Below are 24,660 nucleotides of genomic sequence, written 5' to 3'. Positions count from 1 at the left end.
AGCACGCCCCCGGTGGTATTTCAGGCCCGAGACTGCGTTATCCCTCCGGATAAGTGAAATAATCCTAATACCAGCAGGCCAGACTGGCTAAACATATAACTTCACCAACACATCCTGTCGTTTAGGCCCCGCAACTCGCGGAGTGTCAAACAGGATTTATTGATGCAGTAATGTGAACATGATGTGCTCCAGGTACTATGCCATTAATCTCGGCTCAGTGACTATATGGTCCGGGCCGGTTTTAGGACCGGGCGGTTTGAGTGCCTTCCTGGGTTTGGTACCATTGGTTAGCGTACTCAGTCGACGGGATAAACCCTAGGCTCGAATGAGGATAATAGGTATTATAGCGCTGTGACCACAGTCGCAGGCAACGCGACGCATGGGCGGGGGTAGTCGAATATCTCGTCCTCTCACAGCTCGTCACGTAGCCGGTTGTGGAAGAACTCCACAAACCCGTTATGCCAGGGCATTCCCGGTGGGATGAACGCCTCGACAGTATCGTGCTTAGCTGCCCAGTAAGTCAGCTCAGAGCGTGTCAAGTTGTTTGTGTGTGGGGCTGGGTTTATAGGTATTTGTCGAAGCTGTCGGGGTAGGCCACGGCCATTTGGTTAATGGCTTGTTTCCAGCCGGAAACTCGGGCTCCTTCCATGAGTCTGCCGGCTGTCGCTGAGACTCGTTTGCCTTGCTTTGCCCTCTTTGCGGCTCGTTTGTCTTCGATGTTGCAGATCATCAACCACAGCGTCTTTATCGCTGATTCATCGTTGGTGAACTGCACCCTGTTGCGGGTAGCTTTACGCAGCTGGTTGTTAAACGACTCAATGGAATTCGTCGTATAGATGACCTTCCTTGCTGCTGGCGGGAACTGCAAAAATGGCACGAATCTATCCCATGCATCCTGCCAGACCTTGACTGAGCGGGGATATTTCTCACCCAGCTCGGAGGCTTCAAATTCGTCTAAAGCAACCTGTGCTGTGGGCTCGTCCGTGGCAGTGTAAATCTTTTTCAACGCGGCTGATACGCCCCGGCGATCCCCGTAGGCTACCCACCGGTTAGCGGCGCGAATCAGGTGCACGATACAGGTTTGCACCATAGAGTTCGGCCAGGTTGCCTCAACTGCCTCTGGCAGGCCTTTCAGCCCGTCACAGCAGACGATAAAGACGTCCTTGACCCCACGGTTAGAAAAGTTGGCGCATACCTGCGCCCAGAATGAAGCGCCTTCTTCCTTGGCAATCCACAATCCTAAAATGTGCTTAATACCGTCGAGATCCACGCCGATTGCCATGTACGCAGATTTGTTGACTACTCGGCCGTCGTCGCGGACTTTAATGCGCAACGCGTCCAGGAAAACCACGGGGTAGAACTCGTCTAGCTGGCGGTTTTGCCAGACCATAACCTCATCGAGCACGGCGTCAGTAACCGCAGAAATCGTCTCATGGGAAATATCGACACGCATCGCCGTTGCCATATGATGCTGGATATCCCTAATTGTCATCCCACCGGCATACAAGCTGACGATCATGTCATCAACATCAGTCAAGCGCCTAGAACCTTTAGGGACCATAGTCGGAAAGAATGTTCCAGCCCGATCCCGAGGGACATCAACGGTGACTGGCCCGCAGTTAGAATCCACGGTCTTTGGATACGACCCGTTGCGGTAATTGTCTGTTCTAGCTGCAGCTTTAGCGCTCCTGTCGCCAGACTCGTAGCCCAGGTGGGCATCCATTTCAGCGTTGAGTCCCCTGGTAATCGAGGCTTGTAACATGCCGCGAACTAGGTCGTTGGCATCCGTTGTGGACGTGCCTAGGTCATCAATCAGTTTCGCGAGGTTGCGTCCACTAGTGTGGTGTATCTGTAACCCGTGGTAAGCCTCGTGCCGGTGCACAATAAGGCGACCATGGACCTGACCCCTGTTTGGTGGACACCTGATATCCAGCCCAGTCGGGCTGGAAAGAAAGGTAATCTACCACCATGTCCAGGTACTCCGAACAGTTCAAACGCGATGCCGTGGCCCTCTATGAGAACAATGAGGACCTCTCGCTGAACTCAGCATCAGCCGAGCTCGGTATCAACCGTGCCTCGCTGCATTCATGGGTCAAGAAGTACGGCACAGGCAAACGTGCGCGTATAAAAGCCATGCAGGATAAAGCCCAAGCGGCGAATGATTCCGAACGGATCCGCCAGTTAGAAAAAGAAAACGCAAAACTGCGCGAAGAACGTGACATCCTGCGCAAGGCCGCTAAATATTTTGCCGAAGAGACTCACTGGTGATCCGCTTCCAGTTTGTCTAGGGCCCGACCCCCGGAAAGTGGACACGTCGGGGGTCGGGCCCCTCCTCATGCGGGTTAGGTTCCCACACCCACTCTCATTCGAAAGGTACTACGGTGGTCGCCTCATGCATCCATCAGACCCTCACCGTCAGTTACAGATACACCACACTAAAGGACGCAACCGACATCGCGGGTAAGCGCCCGCGCGTGTTGCCACACCGTACCCCAATTAGCGAGCTTTAAAACTAGTACAGGCCGCGCTGGCTGGTTCGCCAGTTAGCGCGTGCAACCGGGGGATAATGAAAACCGCGGGTTCCGGATTTCCGGGCCCGCGGTTTCGCTTGTCGTGCCTGTGAAGATTTTTGATGAGTTAGCTTTCGAGCTGAATGGATTCAAAGCCCAGCACGTCGACGGACATGCCACGCTTTTCGTCTTCGACATGGTTGCCTGCTGGCCGTGCATCAGCCCACTTTTGGTAGTTTTCCTGGCTGTCCCACCGGGTGACGACGAAGTAGCGATCCTCACCGGCGACGGGGCGCAGCAACTCAAAGCTTTCAAAGCCTTCGGCCTTGTCGACACCTTTTGCGCGTTGCGCAAAGCGCTGCTCGATTTCCGGGCCAGCACCTTCAGGGAAGGAAAGGGCAGTGATGTTAACGTAGCTCATAGATCATCCTTTCTGTGATTGGATTCATCCTTCATTTTAGCGATAGTTAATCTGGTGGGGATGTGAAGTTCAGCAGAATTACCGTGGTATTTTCTGCGAGTTGCGCGCCTTAACCTCGTCGTTTGGTTGGTTCTAGCTCGGTTTCCGGGCCACCAAAGCCACACCGCGCAAGACATCGCTGTGTTCGTTGAAAAGCTTGCGCATTGCCAACATGCGGCGCCTGGCCTCCTTATCGCGTAAGGCATTTTTGATGATGCGCAACGTACCCAGCAGTCCTTCGTCGGCAAGATTGCGGCGCATCTTTAGCAGCGCCATTGGCGCGGTATCTGTCCATTCGACGACTAAGCCAGCGTTTTCGAGAAGCTCGGTCCACTCAACCACGGTGAGCGGGCGGGCATTGACCTTAATCACCCGCGCGAGGTTTTTGCGCAGCTCTGTTTTGAATTCATCATCAAGATCGTCGGGTTGCAAGCCGAGCTCATGAATCGCATAGCGTCCACCTGGTCGCAACACCCGCACGGCCTCGTCGACGATCTTTTGTTTTCCGTTCGGCGATTGCATCGTTAGCATTGCCTCACCCAGCACGACGTCAGCGTGAGCATCGGGCAAACCGGTATCCGCGGCATCAGCATGCACCATGCGTCCGGTGTCTTTGACGATCTCACCGGTAATGCGTGCGGCATCTTCGTCTTTTTCCACACCGACATAGCTGGCAGGTTGGAAACTTAATAGTTCGGTGGCGGTGCGCCCCAAGCCCGGTGCCAACTCGACGACATCAGCACCACTAAGACCGGCATGCTTGAGCAACTTGCGGGTGAGTTCCAAACCGCCTGGCCGCAGCACTCGTTTGCCCAGCCGCGCGAGCAGCCAGTGTCCGGGTACATCTTCTGCACGACGCTGCGCATAGGGAAGTGGATTGTCCTGGTGGGAGGAGTGAGTCATGGTGGATTCCTTTCTCGAAGGCCCACCTACAACGGACTAAGGCAGATGCTTGCAGGTACTTTAAGGCAGGCCTAATGTGCATCCATTTCTGAGTCTAATTCCTGGCGACTGTAAAGGATAGGCTTGCCAAAATAGTGTGACTTTTCTTGGACATAGGGCCTGACCCCCGGAAAGTAAACGCATCGGGGGTCAGGCCCCCTCCGCTGGGCCGGCAACATGCGCAAACTCTACGTCGGAAGAAAACACCGCACCAAAGAAATCATGCTCATCTGCATCAACAACGACATCGCCGCCATTAACCCCCACACAGGCGAAATCTAAAAACGAACCCCCAACACGAAGAGAGCCCCGAGACATCGAAATAGAAACAATGTCTCGAGACTTCACATTTGTGCGCCCGGAGGTGTCTGAGTTCACGACATATTTGACACCCTGTTCCTGCGAAGGCAGTCCTGATGCTTGACAGGTGAGTCGGGACAAACTTGACACTTAGCCCACCCTTACCGTGTCAGGTGATGTTTTACAGGTGAGTCGGGACATGTTTGACACTATGAACAGTCCCAACCGTAACCTCGCCATCGTCAAAGGAGCGTGTCAAGTTGTTTGTGTGTGGGGTTAGGTTTATAGGTACTTGTCGAAGCGGTCGGGAAAGGCCACGGCCATTTGGTTGATGGCTTGTTTCCAGCCGGAAACTCGTGCTCCTTCCATGAGTCTTCCGGCTGTCGCTGAGACGCGTTTGCCCTGCTTCGCCCTCTTGGCAGCTCGTCTGTCTTCAATATTGCAGATCATCAACCACAGCGTTTTCAGCGCTGATTCATCGTTGGTGAACTGCACCCTGTTGCGGGTAGCTTTACGCAGTTCATTGTTGAATGATTCAATCGAATTCGTCGTATAGATTACCTTCCTGGCTGCTGGCGGGAACTGCAGAAACGGTACGAAACGCGCCCAAGCATCCCGCCAGACCTTGACTGAGCGGGGATACTTTTCTCCTAATTCAGAGGCTTCAAATTCGTCTAAAGCAGCCTGAGCTGTGGATTCGTCTGCAGCGGTGTAAATCTTTTTCAACGCGGCCGATACGCCCCGGCGATCCCCGTAGGCTACCCATCGGTTAGCTGCGCGAATCAGGTGCACGATACAGGTTTGCACCATAGAGTTCGGCCACGTTGCCTCTACTGCTTCTGGCAAGCCTTTCAGCCCGTCACAGCAGACGATAAAGACGTCTTTGACCCCACGGTTAGAAAGATTGGCACATACCTGCGCCCAAAATGAAGCGCCTTCTTCTTTGGCGATCCATAGGCCCAAAATGTGCTTAATACCGTCAAGATCCACACCAATTGCCATGTACGCGGATTTGTTGACCACTCGGCCACCGTCGCGGACTTTAATGCGCAGCGCATCGAGAAACACTACGGGGTAGAATTCGTCTAACTGGCGGTTTTGCCAGACCATGACCTCATCGAGGACGGCGTCGGTGACTGCGGAGATCGTCTCATGGGAAATATCGACACGCATCGCAGTTGCCATATGATGCTGGATATCCCGAATGGTCATCCCACCGGCATATAAGCTGACGATCATGTCATCAACGTCGGTCAATCTCCTCGAGCCTTTGGGCACCATCGTAGGAACAAACGTGCCGTTTCTGTCTCGTGGAACATCAATGCTTACTGGCCCGTAATTAGAATCTACGGTTTTCGGATACGCCCCATTGCGATAATTATCCGTTCCAGCACTAGCTTTAGCTGCTCTATCACCGGATGCATAGCCCAGGTGAGTATCCATTTCCGCATTTAACCCGCGGGTAATTGAAGCTTGCAACATACCGCGAACCAGGTCGTTGGCATCCGTGGTGGACGTGCCTAGGTCATCAATCAGTTTCGCGATGTCAGGGTTAGCAAGCAGCTTCTTTTCAATCGCATCAATCTTGGCCTTATCAGCTTAGATCTCGTCGTGCCACACTAGTCATTCTGGCTTATCTCCTTATGCAGGTTGGGAACCTACACACAAACCATTAGACACTCTCCGTCAAAGCAGTCCGCGGGCAAAAGCGCAGCCCATCACAAGTAGCCAAGCAATTCGGTATCTCTCGCCAACGCGTTTACCAAATCCTTCATGCCTTCGATGCCGGTGGCACAGACGCCATCGCGCCGAAATCCCGCGCCCCACGCACTCACCCCCAAGCCGTGCCAGACACCGTGTGCAAAGACATCATCACAATCCGTAAACAGCTCACCCGTCACGGACTCGACGCAGGTCCAGAAACCATTGCCTACCACCTACAACAAGACGGCAAACGCGTCCCTTCAACCTCGACAATCCGCCGCATCCTAAGAAAAGAAGGACTCATCACCCCAGCACCAAAAAAGAAGCCCAAAAGCTCCTTCATCCGCTTCGAAGCAGCCATGCCCAACGAATGCTGGCAGGCTGACATCACCCACCTGTACCTAGCGGACACCACCCGCATCGAAGTCCTTGACTTCCTCGACGATCACTCCCGCTACCTGCTATCAATCACCGCAGCCGCAGCCTTTAGCGGCACACAAGTCGCCGAGGAACTATCACGCCTGATAGCAGAATACGGACCACCAGCATCCACACTCACCGACAACGGCCTCGTCTTCACCGCCCGCCTAGCAGGACGCAAAGGCGGACGAAACGCCTTTGAAAAAGTCCTCAACGCCAACAAAATCCAACAGAAAAACGGCCGACCAGGCCATCCCCAAACCCAAGGAAAAATCGAGCGATTCCACCAAACCCTCAAAAAATGGATCAATGCCCGACCACCCGCTAAAACCGTAGCTGACCTGCAGACACTCCTCAATGAATTCCGCGACTACTACAACACCACACGCCCCCACAAAGCACTAGGCCGACGCACCCCACACCAGGCCTACACCACCGGCACCAAAGCCAACCCAGCCCACAACCCGACACAAGAATGGCGCACAAGAAACGACGTCGTCTGGGACAACGGCAAAACCACCGTGCGCTACGCCGGCAAAATCTTCCACCTAGGCATAGGCCGCAAATGGAAAAGACAGAAAATCCTCATGGTCATCGCCGACAACCACGTCATCACATCACTAGCCGAAACCGGAGAAGTCATCACCGAGCACTACATCGACACCAGCCGCAACTACCAAAAGCCCTACTGGAAACAAGGAGACCCACCCCTAGGCCCAGAATAAGAAGAAACCGGCATCCCAGAACAAAAAGAAACTGAGATGCCGGTTTGTCAACGATGTCGCGACTCACCTGTCAAGCATGTCGCGACTCATGACATTTGTGCGCCCGGAGGGATTCGAACCCCCAACCTTCTGATCCGTAGTCAGATGCTCTATCCGTTGAGCTACGGGCGCAGTCCGTTGTGTAGCAGCGCGGATGCTCTGCTGTGCAACGAGAATTTACTATACCCACGGACATGCAAAGTAACAAATCACCAGTACACAACCATGATCGGCGGGATAGTCAAAGGCGTGTAGTTCACCCGCCGTTCATGCTGCGACTCGGCGCGGGGTTATACGAGGACGGAGGCTTCGGCATCGGAAAGCAGGGCGTCCTGGAAAGCCTGCAGGGTGGATTCGTGGTCGAAATCGATACCAATGAGCACGAGCTCCGTGCCAGGAGTTACGCCGTTGGCGGCCCACAGTGACGCTGGCATGATTTGCAGGTTAGGGCCGGCTTGCTGCCAGGCGTGGGCTACGCGCAGGTCGGTGTCGATCCAGCAATAACCCTTAGAACGCACGAGGCCCGTACTGGCCCGCAAGGCGGCGATGAGACGCTCACGATTAAAGGGGCGATCGGCACGGAATACGACGGAAGAAATGCCATATTCCTCGGTTTCTGGCGTGTGTGGGTTAGCCAGCTCTTCGGCATAGCCGTGGTAGGACGCGGCGGTGGCAGCATTGAACAAATGTGCATCCAGGACAAGCCCAGGCTCGATGACACCGTGGGTTACCGGCACTACGCGAGCCCGCGGGTTCATGGCGCGAACGGTGGCGACCACGCGCTCGGTCTCAGCGGCATCGACCAGGTCGGTCTTGGTAATGAGGATAAGGTCGGCGAACTCGACCTGATCCACTAAGAGATCGGAAATGGTGCGATCGTCTTGGGGCGTGGCTTCGATGCTTTCGGAGACGAGGCTGCGACCACGACGCAATTGGGTTAGGAAGGTTGAGGCATCGACGAGGGAGACCATGGTGTCGATGGGGGCGGCATCGGCAAGCGTGGTGCCATCGGAAAATTCCCACTCGAAGGTGGCTGCCACCGGCATGGGCTCGGAAATGCCGGTGGATTCGATGACGATCTGATCGAAGCGGCCGGAGCGAGCTAGCTTGCCCACAGATTCAATGAGGTCTTCGCGCAGGGTGCAGCAAATGCAGCCATTCGATAGTTCCACAAAGCGATCCTCACCGCGCTCGAGGTGCCCCTCGCCAGCGACGAGGGCGGCGTCAATGTTGACCTCGGAAAAGTCATTGACGATGACCGCGAGTTTGCGGCCCTCACGGTTTGCGAGCAGGTGGTTGAGGAGCGTGGTCTTTCCGCTGCCTAGAAATCCGGACAGCACGGTAACAGGTGTAGCCATCCTTTAATGGTAACGTTTTTCATTAAAGGATGGCTATTGAGGGAGCTTAGTGTCTAGACCGTCAGTCCGAAGATCGGTACCGCCAGCAGGAAGACGGTAAGGGTGATGAGGAAGATACCAATGATGTTGAGGCCAACACCGCCCTTGATCATCTCGCCAATCTTGACATAGCCCGAACCGTAAGCAATGGCATTCGGCGGGGTAGCCACTGGGAGCATAAAGGCAGACGTTGCGGCCAAGGCGACCGGGATGGTGAGCAGCAGGACGTTGATATCACCTTCGCCGGTAAGACCCACACCCACGGCGACACCACCCATGATGGGGATGAAGGTCGCCGCAGTAGCGGTATTGGAGGTAATCTCCGTCAGGAAGAGGACCAGGGCGGCCACGGCTGCGACGATGAGCACGATGGGCAGGGAGCTGAGCCCCTTGGCCATCTCACCAATCCACAGGGACAAACCGGAGGAGTTGAAGGCCGAGGACAAGGAGAGACCACCGCCAAAGAGGAGGAGGACGTCCCATGGCATTTCATTGGCCGTCTTCCAGTCCAGCAGGCGGATGCGGCGCTCCGAATCGGCCGGCAGGATGAACAAGAGGATACCTGCGGCGATGCCGACGATGGCGTCATCGTAGTTATCAAAGTCACCAAGGATAATGGGCAGCGATACCCAAGCCAGCGCGGCCAGCACGAAGATGATGCCAGTCATGATCTGTGGGCGGGTCCACGGGCCGAGCGCTTTGATCTCTTCATTGATCAGCTCACGGCCGCCGGGAATTTCGGTCATTTCCGGCTTGAAGACGGTAATCAACAGCGCCCACGCGATGAGCAGGAAGGTCAGTGCTAGGGGCACACCGACGGCCATCCAGCGGCCAAAGCCAAGGGTAACCTCCCATGTATCGGCCATATACGCATTCAAGAATGCATTCGGCGGGGTACCGATCAAGGTACCTAGCGAACCGATGGAGGCCGAGTACGCGATACCCAGCATGAGCGCAGTAGCGAACTTCTTCTGCTTATCCCAACCACCAACGGTCTCTGCGGTAAGCGCCAGCACGGACGTACCAATCGGCAGCATGACGACGGCCGTTGCGGTATTCGATACCCACATGGACAAAAAGCCGGTGGCCAGCATGAAGCCCAAAATGAGGCGGCGCGGCGAGGTGCCGATGAGCTTGACCACGTAAAGAGCAAGGCGGCGGTGTAGGTTCCAGCGCTGCAGCGACAGCGCGATCAGGAAGCCACCCATGAACAAGAAAATGGTGGCAGAGGCATATGGCGCACCGACTTCCTTAATGGTTCCCACCCCGGACAAGGGGAAGATCACCAGGGGAATCAACGCGGTGGCCGCTAGCGGGATGGCCTCAGTCATCCACCACACACCCATGAGGATGGTCACCGCGGCCACGGTGCGAATGGCGCCGAGGGTGTAGTCAGCTTCCGCATCCACGCCGCTGGACTCTTGGACGGTGTCGATCGCATTCGAGGGGAAGATGAAAAATACGAGGATAGCCAGGGCTAGGCCAATGAAAAGACCGATGAACTGGCGGCGCCATTCATTGCGTGGGGCACCGGGATCCTCAGCGCCCTCTGATTGGGCGGTAGATTCGTGAGTATGCGGGGTGGTCATGCCGCGAACTCCTTTGCTAGAGAGACATTTAGCAGGGCGGGGGTAATAGCTCTGTCAATTACCAGCAATCGAGCCGGATCCTTGGTGCATACCGAACATCATTCAGTCCATGCAGAGCATGCTAAGACCCTACAAAACATTTGCACCAGAAACCACAAACTTTGCCAAATTTACCCCCACCAATTTTAAAATTCACACAACGCAGCTACGCAAAATGTGAAATCTCCCCCACCGGTTCGCCACCCCCGCACGAAGCGCCCAGGCCCGTGGGCCCGGGGATCTTTATAAGCCGAGCACCGCCTTGGCAATGAGGAAATAAATGATCAGGCCCGTGGCATCGCAGAAGGTAGAAATAAATGGGTTGGAAAATACGGCGGGGTCGGCTCCGATGGTCTTGGCCACCAAGGGCATAAGCCCACCCACGGTGGCAGACATCGAACAAATCAAAAACAGCGTCGAGCCAATGACTATGCCAATATCCACGCCGTAGACCACCGTTGCCAGACCAAGTCCTGCCAAGCCCAATACAGTGCCAAGCAGCATACCCACGCGGAGCTCACGCCAGAGGACAGCGAGGAGGTCGCGCCCGCGGACATCGCCAAGCGCCAGCGCACGGGTCACCGTCGTTGCCGCCTGGTTTCCCGTATTGCCGCCGGTACCGGTCAGCAACGGGATAAACAGCGATAGCACCACGGCCTGCGCCAAGGTGTCCTCGAAGGCGTCTAGGACCCGCACGGTCAACAGCGCAGATACCGCAAGAACCAGCAGCCACACGATGCGGGACTTCACCAATTTCAATAGCGGCGTGGACAGGTAGGGCTGCTGCAGAGCCTCGGTACCACCGGCGCGCGCGGAGTCCTCGCTATCCTCGGCCTCGACGATGTCAATGGCATCATCCCAGGTCAAAAGCCCTACCAGGCGGTCCGAATCATCCACGATGGGCAATGCCAAAATATCGAGCGGCAGGAACCACCTGGCGGTTTCTTCCGCATCATCATTGGCATTGGCGTAGATGGGGCTTTGCATGATGTCCCCAATCGTGGTGCCCTCCTTCGCGGTAAAAATCTCCCGCAGCGTCACCACGCCCACTAGGCGGCGATCCGCGCGGGTGATGGGCACCGCATAGATGGTTTCCAGCTCATCGGCTTTCGCGCGCAGGGTCCGCAGCGCTTCCTCCACGCTCATTTCTGGATGGATGCCGGGGACCTCGGGCGACATGCGGCGGCCCACCGAGCCCTTGGTATAGCCCAGGACAACCCCGGTGACATCCCGCTTCGATTTGGTAAGCGAGCGCAGCAGCCGGTCCGCTATTTCCGCCGGCAGCTCATCCAAAAGGGCCACGCGGTCTTCCGGCTCAAGTTCATCGAAGAACTCATAGACATCAGCATTGCCCAGCTCATCGATAATATCGGCCTGGTGCTTGGCATCCAGGGCATCAAATACCACGATGGATTTACGCCGCGGCAACAAGCGCAGGGCCAGCGCGGCGCGGATGGCATTTTGCCGCTCGACGATGGCGATGAGCTCCTGCAGCGGCACCTCATCAAGCAGCGCCTGCAAGCGGGGTGCCTTTTGTGGGTCAATGGCAGAATCCTGCTTCAACCATGCCTCGACCGTATCGCTGGCCTGCTCAGTAATATCCGCCATTGCCATCACCTTGCCCTTCTCGCCCCTCATACCGCGGCACCGGTGGCCACCGTAATTGATATAGCCTCACATAGATTACGCGTATCCCCCACCAGTACACAGCGCTGCGGTAGAAAACTTTGCCTTTAGGCAAAAACACCCCACAAGGCAAAGGCCGCAAGCAGGGAGACCAGCCCCGCGCTACTGGCCAAGACGGCGGCGCCGGGGAGGTGGCGGTGGGTTCGCAGGGAGGCATCGACAAGCGATGCCCGCTTCCTCACCGCCACTATCAGCACCAGCACGCCAGCCGCGAGCGCCAGCAACGGGAGAAACACGCTGACGCTGACCACCCGCATAACGCCTAGGAGTATCACCGCCAGCGCGAGGATAGTGCGCTGCCACGATAGGCGGGTGCGCTCGGGCTGCAAGCCGGGGTCAAAGAGCTCCCCAGGTGGCTGCGGGCTAGGCAAGCAACTCGCCTACCAGCAACACAGCCGCGATAACGACGATGGTGCCTACCAGCACCGGGATGGCGATGCTAAAGGGCAACGGGCGCTGTTGCCGCAAGGCGCGCTCGGCCCGCTTCCATTGCACCCACGCGACTACCGGCAGCACAATCGCCACCACCAGCATGAATGCGGAGACCACCGCGCGCAGCGTCGCCGGCAGCGGCACATCGAAAGCTTCCAAGGCCACTCCCCCGGCAATCAGCGCGAGCGAGGTGCGAATCCAAGCGAGGAAGGTGCGCTCATTCGCCAGCGTAAAGCGCGGATCAGGATCGCTTCCTACCCCAAATACCGAGCGGGGAAACCTCGAATCGCTCATGTCTTCCTACCTTATATTCAATGCACATTCTTGGCGCGATAAGCCCGCGCCCCTACCCGCCGGCCCCGGCCGCCTCGTTATGATCGGGGCCATGATTGAAGTCGCAGCCATCGTTTTCCGCAATTCCTTTGGCCACGTGCTTGGCGTACGCAAGGCCTCATCCACAAAGTTCCAGCTGCCTGGCGGCAAACTAGAAGAAGGCGAAAGCCCTGTCCAGGCCGCTGCGCGCGAGGTGGAAGAAGAAATCGGCGTGCAGGTACGCCTACCTGAACTTACCGAGCTCGGCACCTTCACTGCACCCGCCGCCAACGAACCGGGCCAGACCGTCCGCGGGCATATCTTTACCTACCCGCGCCCCGTCATCGCCCACGCCGCAGCCGAAATCGCCGAAACCGCCTGGATCGATCCCGCCGACCCGCAGTGCGAGCTCGCCGATCTCCTGCGCAACGAGGTTTTTCCGGCGCTTTAGGCCTCCTCTTCAGTTGATATAACGACGAAAGACAGGCCTCGATGTCTTACTATTACCCCGAGACCCGCCTAAAAAGTACACACTTGACCAACCGATTTGCCAACAAGAATTGCCAGTACCGGAAGTCCAGCCTAAATAAGACGGTCCCTCCATCTGTCTCCACCCAGAGCCTTCATCTTAAAAGACTTACATTACCTTTCTGAGCCTACTGAGTAATGGTCACTAAACGGATCGGGTATTATATATACTTGAATTAAATACCACTTATTTTACTCAAAAAGCATGGAATGACAAAATAAGAGAAGATAAAAACGGGGCGAATATTCCCTTACAGTAATAGCCTATGAGTTCTGGAGATATCGCTCCCACAAGTCCAGTTTCTATAAATGTTAATTGCTCCACACTCCTATTCCCGCTCCGCAGCAGTCCTGCAATAAAGACGGATAGACCAGTTAGAGCAAAAGGCAGCAGCATTTTAGACAACGGAGCTACGGAAATAATAAAGACCGACGCTATGGCTGAATGCAATATTAAAAGAACATATTTGGGTCTGCGACTTCCGCCAAGCTTGGAAAAATCTCCACACCGAGCAACCAGGCCGCCTAGTACTGACCACGAAAGCATAAAGAAAATTAACGAATAAGCCGACAAGGTCCCCATCAAGCTCCAGCTCAATAAGATGATGGAACTGCCCAACAAGATTAAATGCGACTGCCTTAAAAGCCGCCTAAACACTAATTTAAAATAACTTGAAGTTGGGTGAAAAGCGACCCACCGCATCTGCGAATCAACTATAGCGGAATTTATTAGCTCGGAGTCTAAGATCCACCCGCTTACATGTGTAATTAATTTAGTTTTACCCGAAGTAAGCAGTTTAGGGATACTCTTATTTCCAACCATTAATGGGGTAGCCCTCAATAATATTGCCAAAAACGGGTAAAGAATAATATTTCCATTAGAAGCACCAATAACTAACCCAATTGCAGCACAAGCTACAAGCTGCCCGAGGACGCTTCGTGAATTTAGATGAAAGCAGCTTGAAGGCCGTACCCTATATTCCCAATCATCAGGGGGTATAGCTTTAAGGGGTAAAAATCTTTCTAATACTACACTGAGAAGAAATAAAGTTAATATATTAAGAAATAAGTCGAAGGCGCTAGCTGAACCAGAAGTATAAACATAATACTCATGCCGGATTTCAATCACGATGGAATAGAAAATTACCGCGCATAAAAGTATCGGACCACCCCGTTTGAGTTTCGACAAGCTGCTATCCGTTCCATCTACGGCAACTGTATTCTTCGATCACACAATTCAAGCACTGTCTGCGAATGACTAGCTAAAATAATTATTGCGCCTTCTTTCGCTTTCTGTTTTAGCACATCACATAATTTGTTGATCCAATACCCGTCTAAATGACGTTCAGGTTCATCTAGCAATAACGCCCGTGGATTTCCGCTCATCAATTGAGCTGCAAGATAAAAGCGCTGTCGCTGGCCACTAGAAAGCTGTAATGGCGAATAGTCGATCATTTCCCCTAATTGCCATTCGTCTATAACCTCAAGATATGGTAAACCACCCGTTTTCTCGAGCAGTTTAAGGTGTTCCCCCCCGTAGACATGTCTGCATAAAAAGTTGGAGAAGAAATATAGGAAATCTTCCCTAATGCTTCAAGTGAATACACTTTCACGCCGTCAATTGTCGCAGTCCCCTCTAAGGGCAATATTTCGCCGGCTAAGCTACGAAGGAGGGTCGTTTTACCACACCCATTCGGTCCGACGATCCCGTATACACTTCCACCTGAAAAGTCGTTTGTAACCTTAAGTACAGGCGTAGCGTAACCAATAGAAGCGTCAATTGAAAGCATGGTGCTTAGATTTTATCAGCTTAACGTGTTCGCTCGCGTGCCGTATGGAGTAACCATTGTTTGCTGAACACTTGCTTCTGTCGATTAAACCTAGAACCTGCCAGGTGAACAGTCCTCCAAAGAGAAAAACGACGAAATCCCGAGCGCATTCGCCCGGGATTTGTGTGGCGGAGATGAGAGGATTCGAACCTCCGGACCCCAGAAGGGTCAACTCCTTAGCAGGGAGCCCCATTCGGCCGCTCTGGCACATCTCCAGGTTCAGAAAGAACCGTAAAAGACAATACCTGCCGCATGCGCCACAGCCAAACTAACCCCCTGGTTTTGTCCCCGGTTTTCTTCCACGCGCGCAGGAGAGACGACCTAGAGTGGTAGCCATGATTCGCTCCGACTTACGCGCCATCCCCGGCTACGTGCCCGGCGCGCGCCACGATGATGCCCTCAAGCTGTCTTCTAATGAAGCCACGCAGCGGCCGCTGCCTGAGGCCGCTGAGGCTATGGCCCGCGCCGCTGCCGAGGCCAATCGTTATCCGGATATCGCGGCCACCGAGTTGCGTGAGGATCTGGCCGAGCACTTAGGCGTGAGCTTTGACCAGGTTGCGGTGGGCACGGGTTCTTCCGCGCTGTGTCAACAATTGGTACAGATCACCACCACGCCCGGTGAGGAAGTGATTTTTCCGTGGCGTTCCTTCGAGGCTTATCCCATCTTTGCCCAGGTGGTAGGCGCGCGCCCTGTTCCGGTTCCGCTCGATGCGGACCAGCGGGTGGATTTGCCCGCAATGGCGGAGAAAATTACCGCGGATACGCGCCTGATTTTCGTCTGCAATCCGAATAATCCCTCCGGCACTACCGTGACTAAGGCGGAGTTCTCCGAATTTATGGACGCGGTGCCAAGCGATGTCCTCGTTGCCCTCGATGAGGCCTACATCGAATACAACCGGAATGCCGATACCCCGCTGGGCACCGAGCTTTTTGGCACCTATCCCAACGTGGTCTTCCTGCGGACCTTCTCCAAGGCGTATGGTTTGGCCGGCGTGCGCGTGGGCTATGCCTATGGCCCAGAAGACGTCATCGCGGCACTGAATAAGGTAGCGATTCCGTTTTCCATCAACGCCGTGGCCCAGGCCGGCGCCCGTGCCGCGCTAGCAGCGCAGGATTCGCTACGCGAGCGCACCGAAGAGACCTGTGGGCAGCGCCAACGGGTGGAAAAGGAGTTGGCAGAGTGGGGCGTTCCCCACTCGGAAGCCAACCACGTATGGCTGCCGGCGGCGAATATTGAAAGGCTAGGAACGCCGCAGGAATTAGCCGCGCGCCTAGCCACACGCGGCGTGCTCGTTCGCGCCTTTAGCGAAGGCATCCGCATTACCATTACAACTAAGGAAGAAACCAACGCCCTGCTTCGGGCGTGGAACGATACCGTAGGAGGCTAAATGCGTTCGTTGACCAATTTTTCCCTCAACGTGGTCGCCATCGCGATTGCGTTCTGGGTCGTAGTCGGCATTATTCCCGGGATTTATATCATCCCGGATAAGCTGGGCAATTTCATTGCCGTCGCCATTGTTTTCATCATCATTAACGCGGTGGTCATGCCCGTGCTGCGTTTTATCGGCGCCCCACTGACCTGCCTCACCCTCGGACTATTCGCGCTCGTCATCAACGGCGCCGCCCTGCTGATCGTGGAGTGGACGCTCAATACTTTTGACCTAGGAATTGGACACCTCGTGGTCAATTCCTGGGGCTCTGCAATCTTCGGCTCCATCATCTTGTCCCTGGTCAGCAGCTTGGTCAACTTCTTTACCAGCCCGCTACGCCAGCCGGTCTAGAGGAACGAGTTATCCCCCGGCGAAGGGCGGAAGCACGTCAACGCGGGTCACGCCCATGAGCGGTGAATCCGCTTGGGTGTTCCCGGCGCCATCGATAAGAAAATTACAGCGCCCCAGCACCTCTTTCATGCTCATGCCGGCCTCGGTGGTGCCGGTGTGGTCCTTGCCCAGCTGCTCTATGAGCTGGCCTAAGGTGGTGGGCGCTTTTACCTGCTCCGAAGCAACGCCGGCCGCGGCACGAGCGGCGGCGAAATAGTGAACGGTCAACATGCTTCCTACTATGCCCGCAGGCTTCGAACGTGTCGAACTCGCGGGTAAACTTGGCTCTATGCGCACTCCCGAAACCCACGCACACGAGGTCGCGGCAGCCCTCGGCCCGCGCGAAGTCATCTCCCGGCCCTTAGGGCAGGCACAGGAGATGGTCCTTGCCGCCGATGTCTATGCCGCCTTCCCCTCGCCGCGCTTTAGCAATTCCCAGATGGACGGCTACGCGCTGCCCGCCACCGCAGCCGGATCGTACGAGGTGGGCCCCACCATCGCCGCCGGCGCGAATCCCACCGAGCTGCTGGATGGTCCCTTGCACACCGCCTGCCCCATCATGACCGGAGCCAAGGTTCCAGAGGGCACGGCATCCATCGTGCCGATTGAAAAATGCCAGCCGCAGGAATTCCTCCAGCCAGGCGAGACCATTACAGTTCCGGCCACCGAGGAGGGCCAATTCATCCGCGGTACGGGCACGGACCTCCAGCAGGGCGTTCTCCTGGCCGCCAAGGGCGAGAAGCTCACTCCGGTGCGCCTGGCCGCGCTGGCCTCCCAGGGCATCGAGGAGGTCAGCGTTTATCGCCCCGCCCGCATCCTCGTGTGCACCGGTGGCGCGGAAATTGGTACGGGTGTTGCTGCTATTCCCGATGCCAATGCGCCGCTCATCTCCGCTATGGCCCACCGCGCCGGCATCGAGATCGCCGGTTTTGTCACCACCGATGATGATCCAGAGGTGCTCACCCGCGCGCTTGCGGAGGCCACGCAGGACTATCGCCCCGATGCCATCGTCACCTCCGGCGGGATTTCCGCAGGTAAATACGAGGTCATCCGGCAGGTGCTCACCGGCTGGTTTGGCCACGTGGATCAGCAGCCCGGCGGGCCGCAGGGCATCGCCAGTTTCCATGGCACCCCAGTCATCTGCTTGCCCGGCAATCCGATTTCTACCATGGTGAGCTTCCGCCTCTTCGTGGCCCCTACCTTGGGTTGGGCGCCTGCACCATATAGCGTCCCGCTTGCGCAGGGAATCGAGGGCCTGCCGCACAAGGATCAGTTCCGCCGCGGCTACGTCGATGCGCAGGCCCACATCACCGGCGGTGCAAGCTCCCACCTGCTTGCCCAGGCCGCCGATGCCACCCACCTCATCCGCATTCCTGCCGGTAAGAGCCTCAGCGCAGGAGAAGAAGTAAAGGTCTATCCCCTATGAGTTCTGCTCGCACCGCCATTGTTTTGGTCGCCTCCACCCGCGCCGCCGCCGGGGTCTACGAGGATCGCTCGGGCCCCATCGCAGTAGATTTCTTGCGCCGCAAGGGCTTCGACTGCCCCGCTGCCCGCGTGGTACCTGATGCCGATATCGCCGCAGCGGTGGACCAGGCCTTCGCCGAAAAGCCCGCGGTTATCCTTACCTCCGGCGGAACGGGCCTGACCCCGGACGATCTCACCGTCGATGCCGTACAGCCCCATCTCACGCGGGAGCTTCCCGGCATCGCCATGGCCTTTTGGAATAAAGGCTTGGAGACTATCCCCACCGCAGTGGCCTCGCGCGCGGTCGCAGGCGTCAATGACACCACCTTTGCCATGACCCTGCCCGGTTCTACCGGCGGAGTCAAAGATGGTTGCGCCGTGCTAGAGGATTTAATCGTCCACATCGTCGATATGTTAGAAGGAAAACATGAGCACTGATCCTTCTTATGTCGCCGCGCAGACTGGGCTCACTGTCGGCGCCATACTGACCGAGCAGCCCCTCGAGCCCCTCCTTGCCGCCGCCAAAGCAGAGGTCACCACCTCAGCCATGGGCGCGGTGGTCACGTTCGAGGGCATCGTGCGCGATCACGATGGCGGCCGGCCCGATGTCACTCAGCTGTCTTACTCCGCACACCCTAGCGCCCCAGAAAAGCTGCGCGAGATTGTCGATGAAGTAGCAGGCCAGCACCCCGTGCGCTTGTGGTCGGCCCACCGCACCGGCGATCTACAGGTGGGCGATTTGGCCTTTACCGTCGTCGCCGCCTCTGCCCACCGCGGCGATGCCTTCCGCGCCGCGGAGTCCTGTGCCGATCGAGTCAAGGCCGAGGTGCCCATTTGGAAGGAACAAAGCCACGGCGATGGCTCCATCAACTGGGTGGGCCTCGAATGAGCACACGCTATGCCCGCCAGGAGGCCCTGTGGGGTGATAAGGGCCAGCAGAAATTGGCTGACTCCCACGTCGCGGTCATCGGCGCGGGCGGGCTTGGCTCACCGGCGCTGCTCTACCTGGCAGGAGCCGGGGTGGGCCGCATCTCGCTTTTCGATGACGACCTCGTCTCCCCCTCCAACCTCCACCGGCAGGTCATTCACACCACCGCCTCCATTGGCACCGTAAAGACCGAATCGGCCGCAACGGCGGTGCGGGCCCTCAACCCTGAGGTGGAGCTCATCTGCCACGGCCGCCTAGAATCCGCCACCGCCCTCGAGCAGCTGCGCGGCTGCGACGTGATCCTCGATGGGACGGATAATTTCGACGCCCGCTACCTGTGCTCATGGGCCGCCCACAGCCTGGGCATTCCCCACATTTGGGCTTCTATCCTGGGCTTTGATGCGCAGATGAGCGTCTTTTGGTCCGGCAAGGGCCCTGTGTACGAGGATGTCTTCCCCACCGCCCCTGCCCCAGGCGAGGTTCCCTCGTGCTCCCAAGCCGGCGTTCTGGGCCCCATCGTCGGCACGGTGGGTTCTGCGATGGCCTTGGAGGCTTTGAAGATCATTACCGGCGTCGGCACCCCGCTCATTGGCATGCTCGGTTACTTTGAGGCGCTATCTGGGACCTGGGAGTATATCCCCATCCGCCCTACCGGCGCGCAGCCCACTCAGCCAGCCGATGCCCCCGAGGTCCGCGAGATCCCCGCGCACGCCCCGCTTATCGATGTCCGTACCGACGCCGAGCGCGCCCGCGCCACCATCCCCGATTCAACGCATCTGCCCCTCGACCGCATCCTCGCCGGCGAAAACCCGGACATCGGCCAGGGCGATGCCGCTGTTATCTACTGCGCTAGCGGCATCCGCTCCGCGCAAGCCGTCCACGCATTGCGCGGCCGCGGCTACGAGCACGTTGTTTCACTGCGCGGCGGCATTAACGCGTGGTTGGAACAGCACGATTTGTCCTAGCCTCGCCAAACAGTGTGGGGTGCCTATGGCCTTCCGTATTTGTCTTCCTTGCCGCGAACAAAGACGAACCAGATCAGCGGCCCCAAGAAAGGAAGGGCGAAGGTAGCGGCGATAAAGAGTATCTTGGCCGCAATCGTGTACCCAGAAGCGATAATAGAAATAACCGCCGCAATCCAGAACGCGACGAGCAAAATAATGGGAAGGAACCCAAGGAACCACCACGTGTCATTAGAGTTAGTAGATTCCGCTGCTGCTACATAAAGTTCCGAGGTATTCATGACGTCCTTTCGTCGAGCATTTTTATCTCTGGGACAAAGCCAGCACCGCATCGATACCTGACTTGCCCTGTACATTTCCAAGACTAAGTCTGCGCCGCACTAGGCGCGTCATCCCCCGGTATGAAATGCCACAGCAGAATCCCACTGATCTAAGAGGTCTTCCGGTGCCCTGTCATCTCTAGGTTCGCTTTGTCGCCATCTAAGGTGAGGTTTCCCGTCAGTTCCTGCGTGGCCACAGCACCCGATTCGCCTTCCCCATAGGCACGCCACGTTACTGTCACGGTATCGTCGGTCCACTCCAGCTGATTAATATGCCTGCGTGCTGGCTCCATGCCATTACGGGTCCAGTCTTCTACCTGGGTAATGTAATTCAGGTCATTGTCATAAATGAGCAAGTTATCCGGCCAGGCCACGCCGCCTTGATCGCAGACATAGGTAATAACGGCTTCATCTTTGCCATCACCGTTGATATCGGCGTAAGCACCCTTAGGGGTTCCATCCTTGTTGAGCTTTAGCCCGGCGGCAGCATTGGGATATCCAGTCTTTAAGTGCTCGGGCAAAGTCCCATCCACCAACGTGCCGGCGTCATGCTCACACAACGCTGGTACCCACAAGGAGTACAAGTCTTCCACTGGGATGATCTTATTTTCCCCTGAAGCCGCAGATTTCTGGGCCTTTTCCGTCACTGTCGCAGTGCTCGGCTCCTTCGCGGAATCTGAGGCTCCAGCACCTTCATCATCCGTGTTTGAACTGGAGGATTCTTCGCTGACCTCGGAGGTCGCGCTAGATCCGGTGAAATTCGGCTCGCTATCGGCCTTATTAGGTTCATCGGAATTAGAGCAACCGGAAACAAAAGCGACAGCAGTCACGGCCAGGATCGCGCAAGGAGAGGTGAGAGAATTAGGCATAAGCGCAGCATACAGTGCTAGGGCGGCTGGATTCGCGCCAATGGAGGTAAAAATGAGAATTCGGCAACCTGGCGGGAACCAGAAGCTAGCCAACTATCATCTTGTTGTGGGTCACTTTTGGAAAGGAAGTAGGGGGCTCCGTTCTGATTCCAGACAAATTTCTAATGCATATCAGGTTTTCCATCATCGCTAGAAATCAGGATGGGTCAGCGCATGAATAAACCCCGAGACCAAATGGCCTCGGGGATTTATTTTCTCGCTTCTTAAATCTTAGAAGCCGAGGATGGAGCGGTTAAACTCGTTAACAGCGTCCGGAACCAGGTAAGGCACCTGACGGAAGAACAGGCTTGCCTGCTCAAGAGCGTCCCAGCCGGTGGAGACTGCGGAGTGTGCTGCTTCCTGTACGTTGGATACAAGATCAAGAATCATTTCAGAATTCCTTTCGAGGTTGGAAAATTCCTATACGCGTTTCCGCGCGCACTGATCATTGTATGTGGTTAGGTGCGGTGATGTGCAACTTTCGAGTAGACAGTTTATAGATTTGTTAGAAAACAATCGTCCTAGGGCATAAACAACCTGCGTTACATTTTCTTTCTTATTAAAACTTTCGCGCAATAAATTTTAGATTCAAAGATGATTGTGGGGTAGCAGGAAAAGGGTTCTTCAATTTTCCCGTCCTAGAAAAGGATGAGCCGTACAGACAAGACAAACCCCTAGTCAGCTGGGACTAGGGGAAATGCTCTCTGCGGAGACGGCGGGATTTGAACCCGCGGAGGAATAAACCTCGCCGGTTTTCAAGACCGGTGCATTCGGCCGCTCTGCCACGTCTCCATCGTGCCGAAGAGGCAACTTGGTTAGCTTACTAAACGGTCCCGCGCGAATCACATTGCCCCACGAGAAAATGGACGTGGCGCACACCACACCTCCTCCATTAGATTGGCGGTATGAGTGCTACACAGATGAAGGCAATCGTCCAGACCGATCCTGATACCCCACGGTCGCTAGAGCTGCAGGACGTAGACGTTCCTGAGCTGCGATCCGGGGAGGTCTTGGTGAAGGTAAAGGCGGCGGGCGCCAACCGCGGCGATATTCTGCAGACGATGGGCGCGTACCCGCCGCCACCAGGGGCATCGGAAATAATTGGGCTGGAGGCCGCCGGCGTGATTGAGGATGCCGGCGATACGGATTGGGAAGCCGGCACCGAGGTCGGCTGTTTGCTTGCAGGCGGCGGCTATGCGGAATATGTCGCGGTCCCGCAGGGTCAGCTGCTTCCGCTGCCCAAGGGATTTAGCCTGGAAGAAACCGCGGCCGTGGTTGAGGTCGGCTGCACCGTGTGGTCCAACCTGGGCATCGAGGCGGGCCTGCACGAGGGCCAGCGCCTGCTCATCCACGGCGGTGGCGGCGGCATCGGCACCTTTGCCATCCAGGTAGCAAAGGCGCTGGGCGCTGAGGTGGCTGTTACCGCCGGATCGCAGGAAAAGCTAGAGCGCTGCCGCGAGCTTGGCGCGGATATTCTCATCAACTACAAGGAGCAGGACTTCGTCGATAAGCTCAAGGGCAGCTGCGATGTCATCCTGGATATCATCGGCGCAAAGTACCTGGAAAAGAACATGAAGTGCCTGGCCAAGGACGGCAAGCTCATCATCATCGGCATGCAGGGCGGCACCAAGGCGGATATCAATTTGGCCCCCATGCTGCCGAAGCGCCTGACCATTCAGGGCACGACGCTGCGCGCGCGTGACTTGGACGATAAGGCGGAGATCGTCGCCGGCACCATCAAAAATGTGTGGCCCATGCTGGAAGATGGCCGCGTGAAGCACGCGCTGCATGGCACGTACCCGCTTGCCGATGCCGCCCAAGCCCACGAAGCCCTCGACAGCGGCGAGGTCACGGGCACGCTGGTTCTCACGGTGTAGTTTCCCAGCGCACCCTATTTAGGCGAGCGAGGCAACGACGCGAACGAGGTGCTCGATATCGTGGTACGTATTAAACGGCCCCAGTGCCACGGTGACGGCACCACCGATCTCTTCCACGCCCATTTCCGTCAGCAGCGGTGTTTGCGGGGCCAACGTGGTGACAAGCCCATTATCAAAGAGGCGCTTGTACACCGTCTCTGCGGGAACGCCGTTGACCGCAAAGGTCAAGCGGGGCAAGCGATCATCGGAGGCTCCGGCGGCGGCTTCCCCGGTCACGCCCAAAATATGTACGGCAGGCAGGGTGCTTAAGAAAGCATAAAGATCCGCGCGCAAGTCCTCGAGGTAAGCACTCAAGGCGGTCATGGACTTATTAAGGCGCACCCGGCGCGATCCCTTATCCCCACCGGCCAGGGCGGCAAGGTGATCCACCAGTGGCCCCACGCCGCCGGCCAAACCGGAAGAAACCGGGGTCTCTAGCTTGCGGCCGTCTTCCTTGGAATAGATGGGATTTAGGGCATCCAGCCGGCGGAGCATGCGCGTATCGCGGAAGACCAAGGCGGCCATCTGCGGCCCGCCAAGCAGCCCGATGTCGATGCCTACAATATCCGCGCCCAGCTCATCGAAGCGGATGGGGCGGTAGGGCGCGATTGCGGAGACATCGAGAAGCGTCCATGCACGCGAGCGCCCCCGCACCGTGTCAATGATCTCTTCGGCTGGGGATACCGTACCCAATAGCTCATGCGCTGCGGAGAAAGCGACGATCCTGGTGGAACCATCGACAAGCTCCGCGAACTGGAACCCCGGCAATTCGCCGGTGCCAAGATCTGGCTGCGCCCAGCGGATATCGGCGCGCACTTCAGAAAAAGCCGAATACAGCGTGGGCGGATCCAGCTTGGACAGCACCACCGAGGAATTGCTGCCCAATAGTGGGCGTGCCGCACGCGACAGGGATTGGTACAGCACGGGCAGGGATGGGCCAAGGACCACACGGTCTGCCTTGGAAGCGGTGAGATCCGCAATGGCCATGCGCGCTGCTGCATAGTTGCCATCGCCTGCCAACCGGCCCGGCTCGGGCGCGGCCGAGTGGGCGCCGCCTGGTCCCTCTTGCGTCGCTACCGCCGTCGCCATCCGGAAAGACCGGGCAACGCCGGAGGTCACGCGCTCCGAAATTTGGGGCACCGCGTGCGCATTGAGGTATGTCCAGCCATCAGATAGTCCGGTGTACAAACCTCGCGCACTAAAGACGTCATAGTGTGCCGAAGCTGCTGGCATTAGGTCCCCTTCTTCATCGCACTGAACAACTGCCACCACGTGGCGGTCGATTCCCTACTGTATACGCGTTTGGCTTCAGTTTCCCAAATCTGAATTTTCCCTGGGCATCACTGTTTTCCCAGGCTAGCGGCGTGTAGTTCCCGTTTGCCCAGCACGCGCGCTAGGGTGTTGGGCGTGCAAGATAACAATCAACTGCG

Annotated in this window: 24 protein-coding genes, 3 tRNA genes and 2 pseudogenes; 10 read left to right on the top strand and 19 right to left on the bottom strand. The window is 56.8% G+C overall.

The window, feature by feature from the left end:
• Positions 1 to 562: 562 nt before the first annotated feature.
• Entirely contained in the window at positions 563 to 1,849 is a 1,287-nt protein-coding gene (locus HMPREF1257_RS07315; protein ID WP_369707604.1) for an IS256 family transposase, read from the bottom strand.
• A 119-nt stretch (positions 1,850 to 1,968) separates the two neighbouring features.
• Here HMPREF1257_RS07315 and HMPREF1257_RS07310 point away from each other — a divergent pair.
• Positions 1,969 to 2,285, top strand: a pseudogene (locus tag HMPREF1257_RS07310) (transposase); the annotation flags it as partial.
• A 352-nt stretch (positions 2,286 to 2,637) separates the two neighbouring features.
• Here HMPREF1257_RS07310 and HMPREF1257_RS07305 read toward each other — a convergent pair.
• The 3 genes from HMPREF1257_RS07305 to HMPREF1257_RS07295 all read right to left on the bottom strand — a co-directional run bounded on the left by HMPREF1257_RS07305 (position 2,638) and on the right by HMPREF1257_RS07295 (position 5,796).
• A complete protein-coding gene (locus HMPREF1257_RS07305) occupies positions 2,638 to 2,931 on the bottom strand; it encodes an antibiotic biosynthesis monooxygenase (RefSeq protein WP_005276388.1) in 294 nt (97 codons plus the stop codon).
• A gap of 132 nt (positions 2,932 to 3,063) precedes the next feature.
• Complete coding sequence (locus tag HMPREF1257_RS07300) at positions 3,064 to 3,873, bottom strand: class I SAM-dependent methyltransferase (protein WP_005280722.1); 810 nt, start codon at positions 3,871 to 3,873, stop codon at positions 3,064 to 3,066.
• Positions 3,874 to 4,494: 621 nt separating this feature from the next.
• Positions 4,495 to 5,796 (bottom strand): IS256 family transposase, encoded by a 1,302-nt coding sequence (locus tag HMPREF1257_RS07295; protein ID WP_051141820.1) that lies wholly within the window; start codon positions 5,794 to 5,796, stop codon positions 4,495 to 4,497.
• Between the two features lie 101 nt (positions 5,797 to 5,897).
• Between HMPREF1257_RS07295 and HMPREF1257_RS07290 the strand changes: the two are divergent.
• Positions 5,898 to 7,061, top strand: a pseudogene (locus HMPREF1257_RS07290) (IS481 family transposase); the annotation flags it as partial.
• Between the two features lie 98 nt (positions 7,062 to 7,159).
• Here the strand turns inward: HMPREF1257_RS07290 and HMPREF1257_RS07285 are convergent.
• The 6 genes from HMPREF1257_RS07285 to HMPREF1257_RS07260 all read right to left on the bottom strand — a co-directional run bounded on the left by HMPREF1257_RS07285 (position 7,160) and on the right by HMPREF1257_RS07260 (position 12,537).
• Positions 7,160 to 7,232: transfer RNA gene (locus tag HMPREF1257_RS07285), tRNA-Arg, on the bottom strand.
• 158 nt (positions 7,233 to 7,390) lie between these two features.
• On the bottom strand, positions 7,391 to 8,458 hold the full coding sequence (locus HMPREF1257_RS07280) for a GTP-binding protein (RefSeq protein ID WP_005276381.1): 1,068 nt from the start codon (positions 8,456 to 8,458) through the stop codon (positions 7,391 to 7,393).
• Between the two features lie 53 nt (positions 8,459 to 8,511).
• Positions 8,512 to 10,086 (bottom strand): DASS family sodium-coupled anion symporter, encoded by a 1,575-nt coding sequence (locus tag HMPREF1257_RS07275; protein ID WP_023024937.1) that lies wholly within the window; start codon positions 10,084 to 10,086, stop codon positions 8,512 to 8,514.
• A gap of 282 nt (positions 10,087 to 10,368) precedes the next feature.
• Positions 10,369 to 11,733: a magnesium transporter gene (gene mgtE, locus HMPREF1257_RS07270; protein WP_034659458.1), complete on the bottom strand. Its 1,365-nt coding sequence runs from the start codon at positions 11,731 to 11,733 to the stop codon at positions 10,369 to 10,371.
• A gap of 125 nt (positions 11,734 to 11,858) precedes the next feature.
• A complete protein-coding gene (locus tag HMPREF1257_RS07265; protein ID WP_023024933.1) occupies positions 11,859 to 12,182 on the bottom strand; it encodes a DUF202 domain-containing protein in 324 nt (107 codons plus the stop codon).
• On the bottom strand, positions 12,175 to 12,537 hold the full coding sequence (locus tag HMPREF1257_RS07260) for a YidH family protein (RefSeq protein ID WP_005276372.1): 363 nt from the start codon (positions 12,535 to 12,537) through the stop codon (positions 12,175 to 12,177). Before HMPREF1257_RS07260 ends, HMPREF1257_RS07265 begins: the two co-directional genes overlap by 8 nt.
• Before the next feature lie 91 nt (positions 12,538 to 12,628).
• Between HMPREF1257_RS07260 and HMPREF1257_RS07255 the strand changes: the two genes are divergently transcribed.
• Complete coding sequence (locus tag HMPREF1257_RS07255) at positions 12,629 to 13,006, top strand: NUDIX domain-containing protein (RefSeq protein WP_034659491.1); 378 nt, start codon at positions 12,629 to 12,631, stop codon at positions 13,004 to 13,006.
• A 1,283-nt stretch (positions 13,007 to 14,289) separates the two neighbouring features.
• Here the strand turns inward: HMPREF1257_RS07255 and HMPREF1257_RS12510 are convergent.
• From HMPREF1257_RS12510 to HMPREF1257_RS07250, 3 genes are all read right to left on the bottom strand, one after another.
• Complete coding sequence (locus HMPREF1257_RS12510; protein ID WP_255342565.1) at positions 14,290 to 14,538, bottom strand: AAA family ATPase; 249 nt, start codon at positions 14,536 to 14,538, stop codon at positions 14,290 to 14,292.
• A gap of 20 nt (positions 14,539 to 14,558) precedes the next feature.
• Positions 14,559 to 14,873: an ATP-binding cassette domain-containing protein gene (locus tag HMPREF1257_RS11895; RefSeq protein WP_255342564.1), complete on the bottom strand. Its 315-nt coding sequence runs from the start codon at positions 14,871 to 14,873 to the stop codon at positions 14,559 to 14,561.
• 165 nt (positions 14,874 to 15,038) lie between these two features.
• A tRNA-Ser gene (locus HMPREF1257_RS07250) sits at positions 15,039 to 15,127 on the bottom strand.
• Positions 15,128 to 15,247: 120 nt separating this feature from the next.
• Between HMPREF1257_RS07250 and hisC the strand changes: the two genes are divergently transcribed.
• Positions 15,248 to 16,300 carry a histidinol-phosphate transaminase gene (gene hisC, locus HMPREF1257_RS07245; RefSeq protein WP_034659490.1) on the top strand — a complete coding sequence of 351 codons (1,053 nt, stop codon included), beginning with the start codon at positions 15,248 to 15,250 and terminating at the stop codon, positions 16,298 to 16,300.
• A complete protein-coding gene (locus HMPREF1257_RS07240; RefSeq protein WP_023024924.1) occupies positions 16,301 to 16,693 on the top strand; it encodes a phage holin family protein in 393 nt (130 codons plus the stop codon).
• A 9-nt stretch (positions 16,694 to 16,702) separates the two neighbouring features.
• Here the strand turns inward: HMPREF1257_RS07240 and HMPREF1257_RS07235 are convergent, their stop codons facing one another.
• The gene (locus HMPREF1257_RS07235) at positions 16,703 to 16,963 is read right to left on the bottom strand and encodes a MoaD/ThiS family protein (RefSeq protein ID WP_023016533.1); all 261 of its coding nucleotides are present in this window, start codon (positions 16,961 to 16,963) and stop codon (positions 16,703 to 16,705) included.
• Between the two features lie 58 nt (positions 16,964 to 17,021).
• On the opposite strand from HMPREF1257_RS07235, the gene HMPREF1257_RS07230 reads away from it, so the two are divergent.
• The 4 genes from HMPREF1257_RS07230 to HMPREF1257_RS07215 are packed head-to-tail and all read left to right on the top strand — an operon-like array spanning position 17,022 to position 20,089.
• Positions 17,022 to 18,158, top strand: coding sequence for a molybdopterin molybdotransferase MoeA (locus HMPREF1257_RS07230; RefSeq protein ID WP_023024920.1), 1,137 nt, complete (start codon positions 17,022 to 17,024; stop codon positions 18,156 to 18,158).
• Entirely contained in the window at positions 18,155 to 18,634 is a 480-nt protein-coding gene (locus HMPREF1257_RS07225) for a MogA/MoaB family molybdenum cofactor biosynthesis protein (protein ID WP_023024918.1), read from the top strand. The genes HMPREF1257_RS07230 and HMPREF1257_RS07225 overlap by 4 nt, the downstream gene beginning before the upstream one ends.
• Entirely contained in the window at positions 18,624 to 19,085 is a 462-nt protein-coding gene (locus HMPREF1257_RS07220; protein WP_023024915.1) for a molybdenum cofactor biosynthesis protein MoaE, read from the top strand. The genes HMPREF1257_RS07225 and HMPREF1257_RS07220 overlap by 11 nt, the downstream gene beginning before the upstream one ends.
• On the top strand, positions 19,082 to 20,089 hold the full coding sequence (locus tag HMPREF1257_RS07215) for a ThiF family adenylyltransferase (protein ID WP_023024912.1): 1,008 nt from the start codon (positions 19,082 to 19,084) through the stop codon (positions 20,087 to 20,089). Before HMPREF1257_RS07220 ends, HMPREF1257_RS07215 begins: the two co-directional genes overlap by 4 nt.
• A gap of 23 nt (positions 20,090 to 20,112) precedes the next feature.
• On the opposite strand, the gene HMPREF1257_RS07210 is transcribed toward HMPREF1257_RS07215, so the two are convergent.
• The 4 genes from HMPREF1257_RS07210 to HMPREF1257_RS07200 form a co-directional block, all read right to left on the bottom strand.
• Entirely contained in the window at positions 20,113 to 20,367 is a 255-nt protein-coding gene (locus tag HMPREF1257_RS07210) for a hypothetical protein (protein WP_023024910.1), read from the bottom strand.
• Between the two features lie 149 nt (positions 20,368 to 20,516).
• On the bottom strand, positions 20,517 to 21,275 hold the full coding sequence (locus HMPREF1257_RS07205) for a hypothetical protein (protein WP_023024908.1): 759 nt from the start codon (positions 21,273 to 21,275) through the stop codon (positions 20,517 to 20,519).
• Positions 21,276 to 21,545: 270 nt separating this feature from the next.
• A complete protein-coding gene (locus HMPREF1257_RS12240) occupies positions 21,546 to 21,704 on the bottom strand; it encodes a hypothetical protein (protein WP_023024906.1) in 159 nt (52 codons plus the stop codon).
• A gap of 317 nt (positions 21,705 to 22,021) precedes the next feature.
• Positions 22,022 to 22,106 (bottom strand) — tRNA-Ser (locus HMPREF1257_RS07200).
• A gap of 128 nt (positions 22,107 to 22,234) precedes the next feature.
• Here HMPREF1257_RS07200 and HMPREF1257_RS07195 point away from each other — a divergent pair.
• Positions 22,235 to 23,191 (top strand): NAD(P)H-quinone oxidoreductase, encoded by a 957-nt coding sequence (locus tag HMPREF1257_RS07195; RefSeq protein WP_023024903.1) that lies wholly within the window; start codon positions 22,235 to 22,237, stop codon positions 23,189 to 23,191.
• Positions 23,192 to 23,209: 18 nt separating this feature from the next.
• Here HMPREF1257_RS07195 and HMPREF1257_RS07190 read toward each other — a convergent pair whose 3' ends face one another.
• Positions 23,210 to 24,463, bottom strand: a complete 1,254-nt coding sequence (locus tag HMPREF1257_RS07190) for an aminotransferase class V-fold PLP-dependent enzyme (protein ID WP_023024901.1) — start codon at positions 24,461 to 24,463, stop codon at positions 23,210 to 23,212.
• Positions 24,464 to 24,660 lie beyond the last annotated feature (197 nt).

Origin of the sequence: Corynebacterium sp. KPL1814 (genome assembly GCF_000478175.1) — a bacterium.
Lineage (GTDB): Bacteria > Actinomycetota > Actinomycetes > Mycobacteriales > Mycobacteriaceae > Corynebacterium.
The sequence above is the reverse complement of the archived record's forward strand: the minus strand, read 5'-3'. Positions and strand labels throughout refer to the sequence as shown.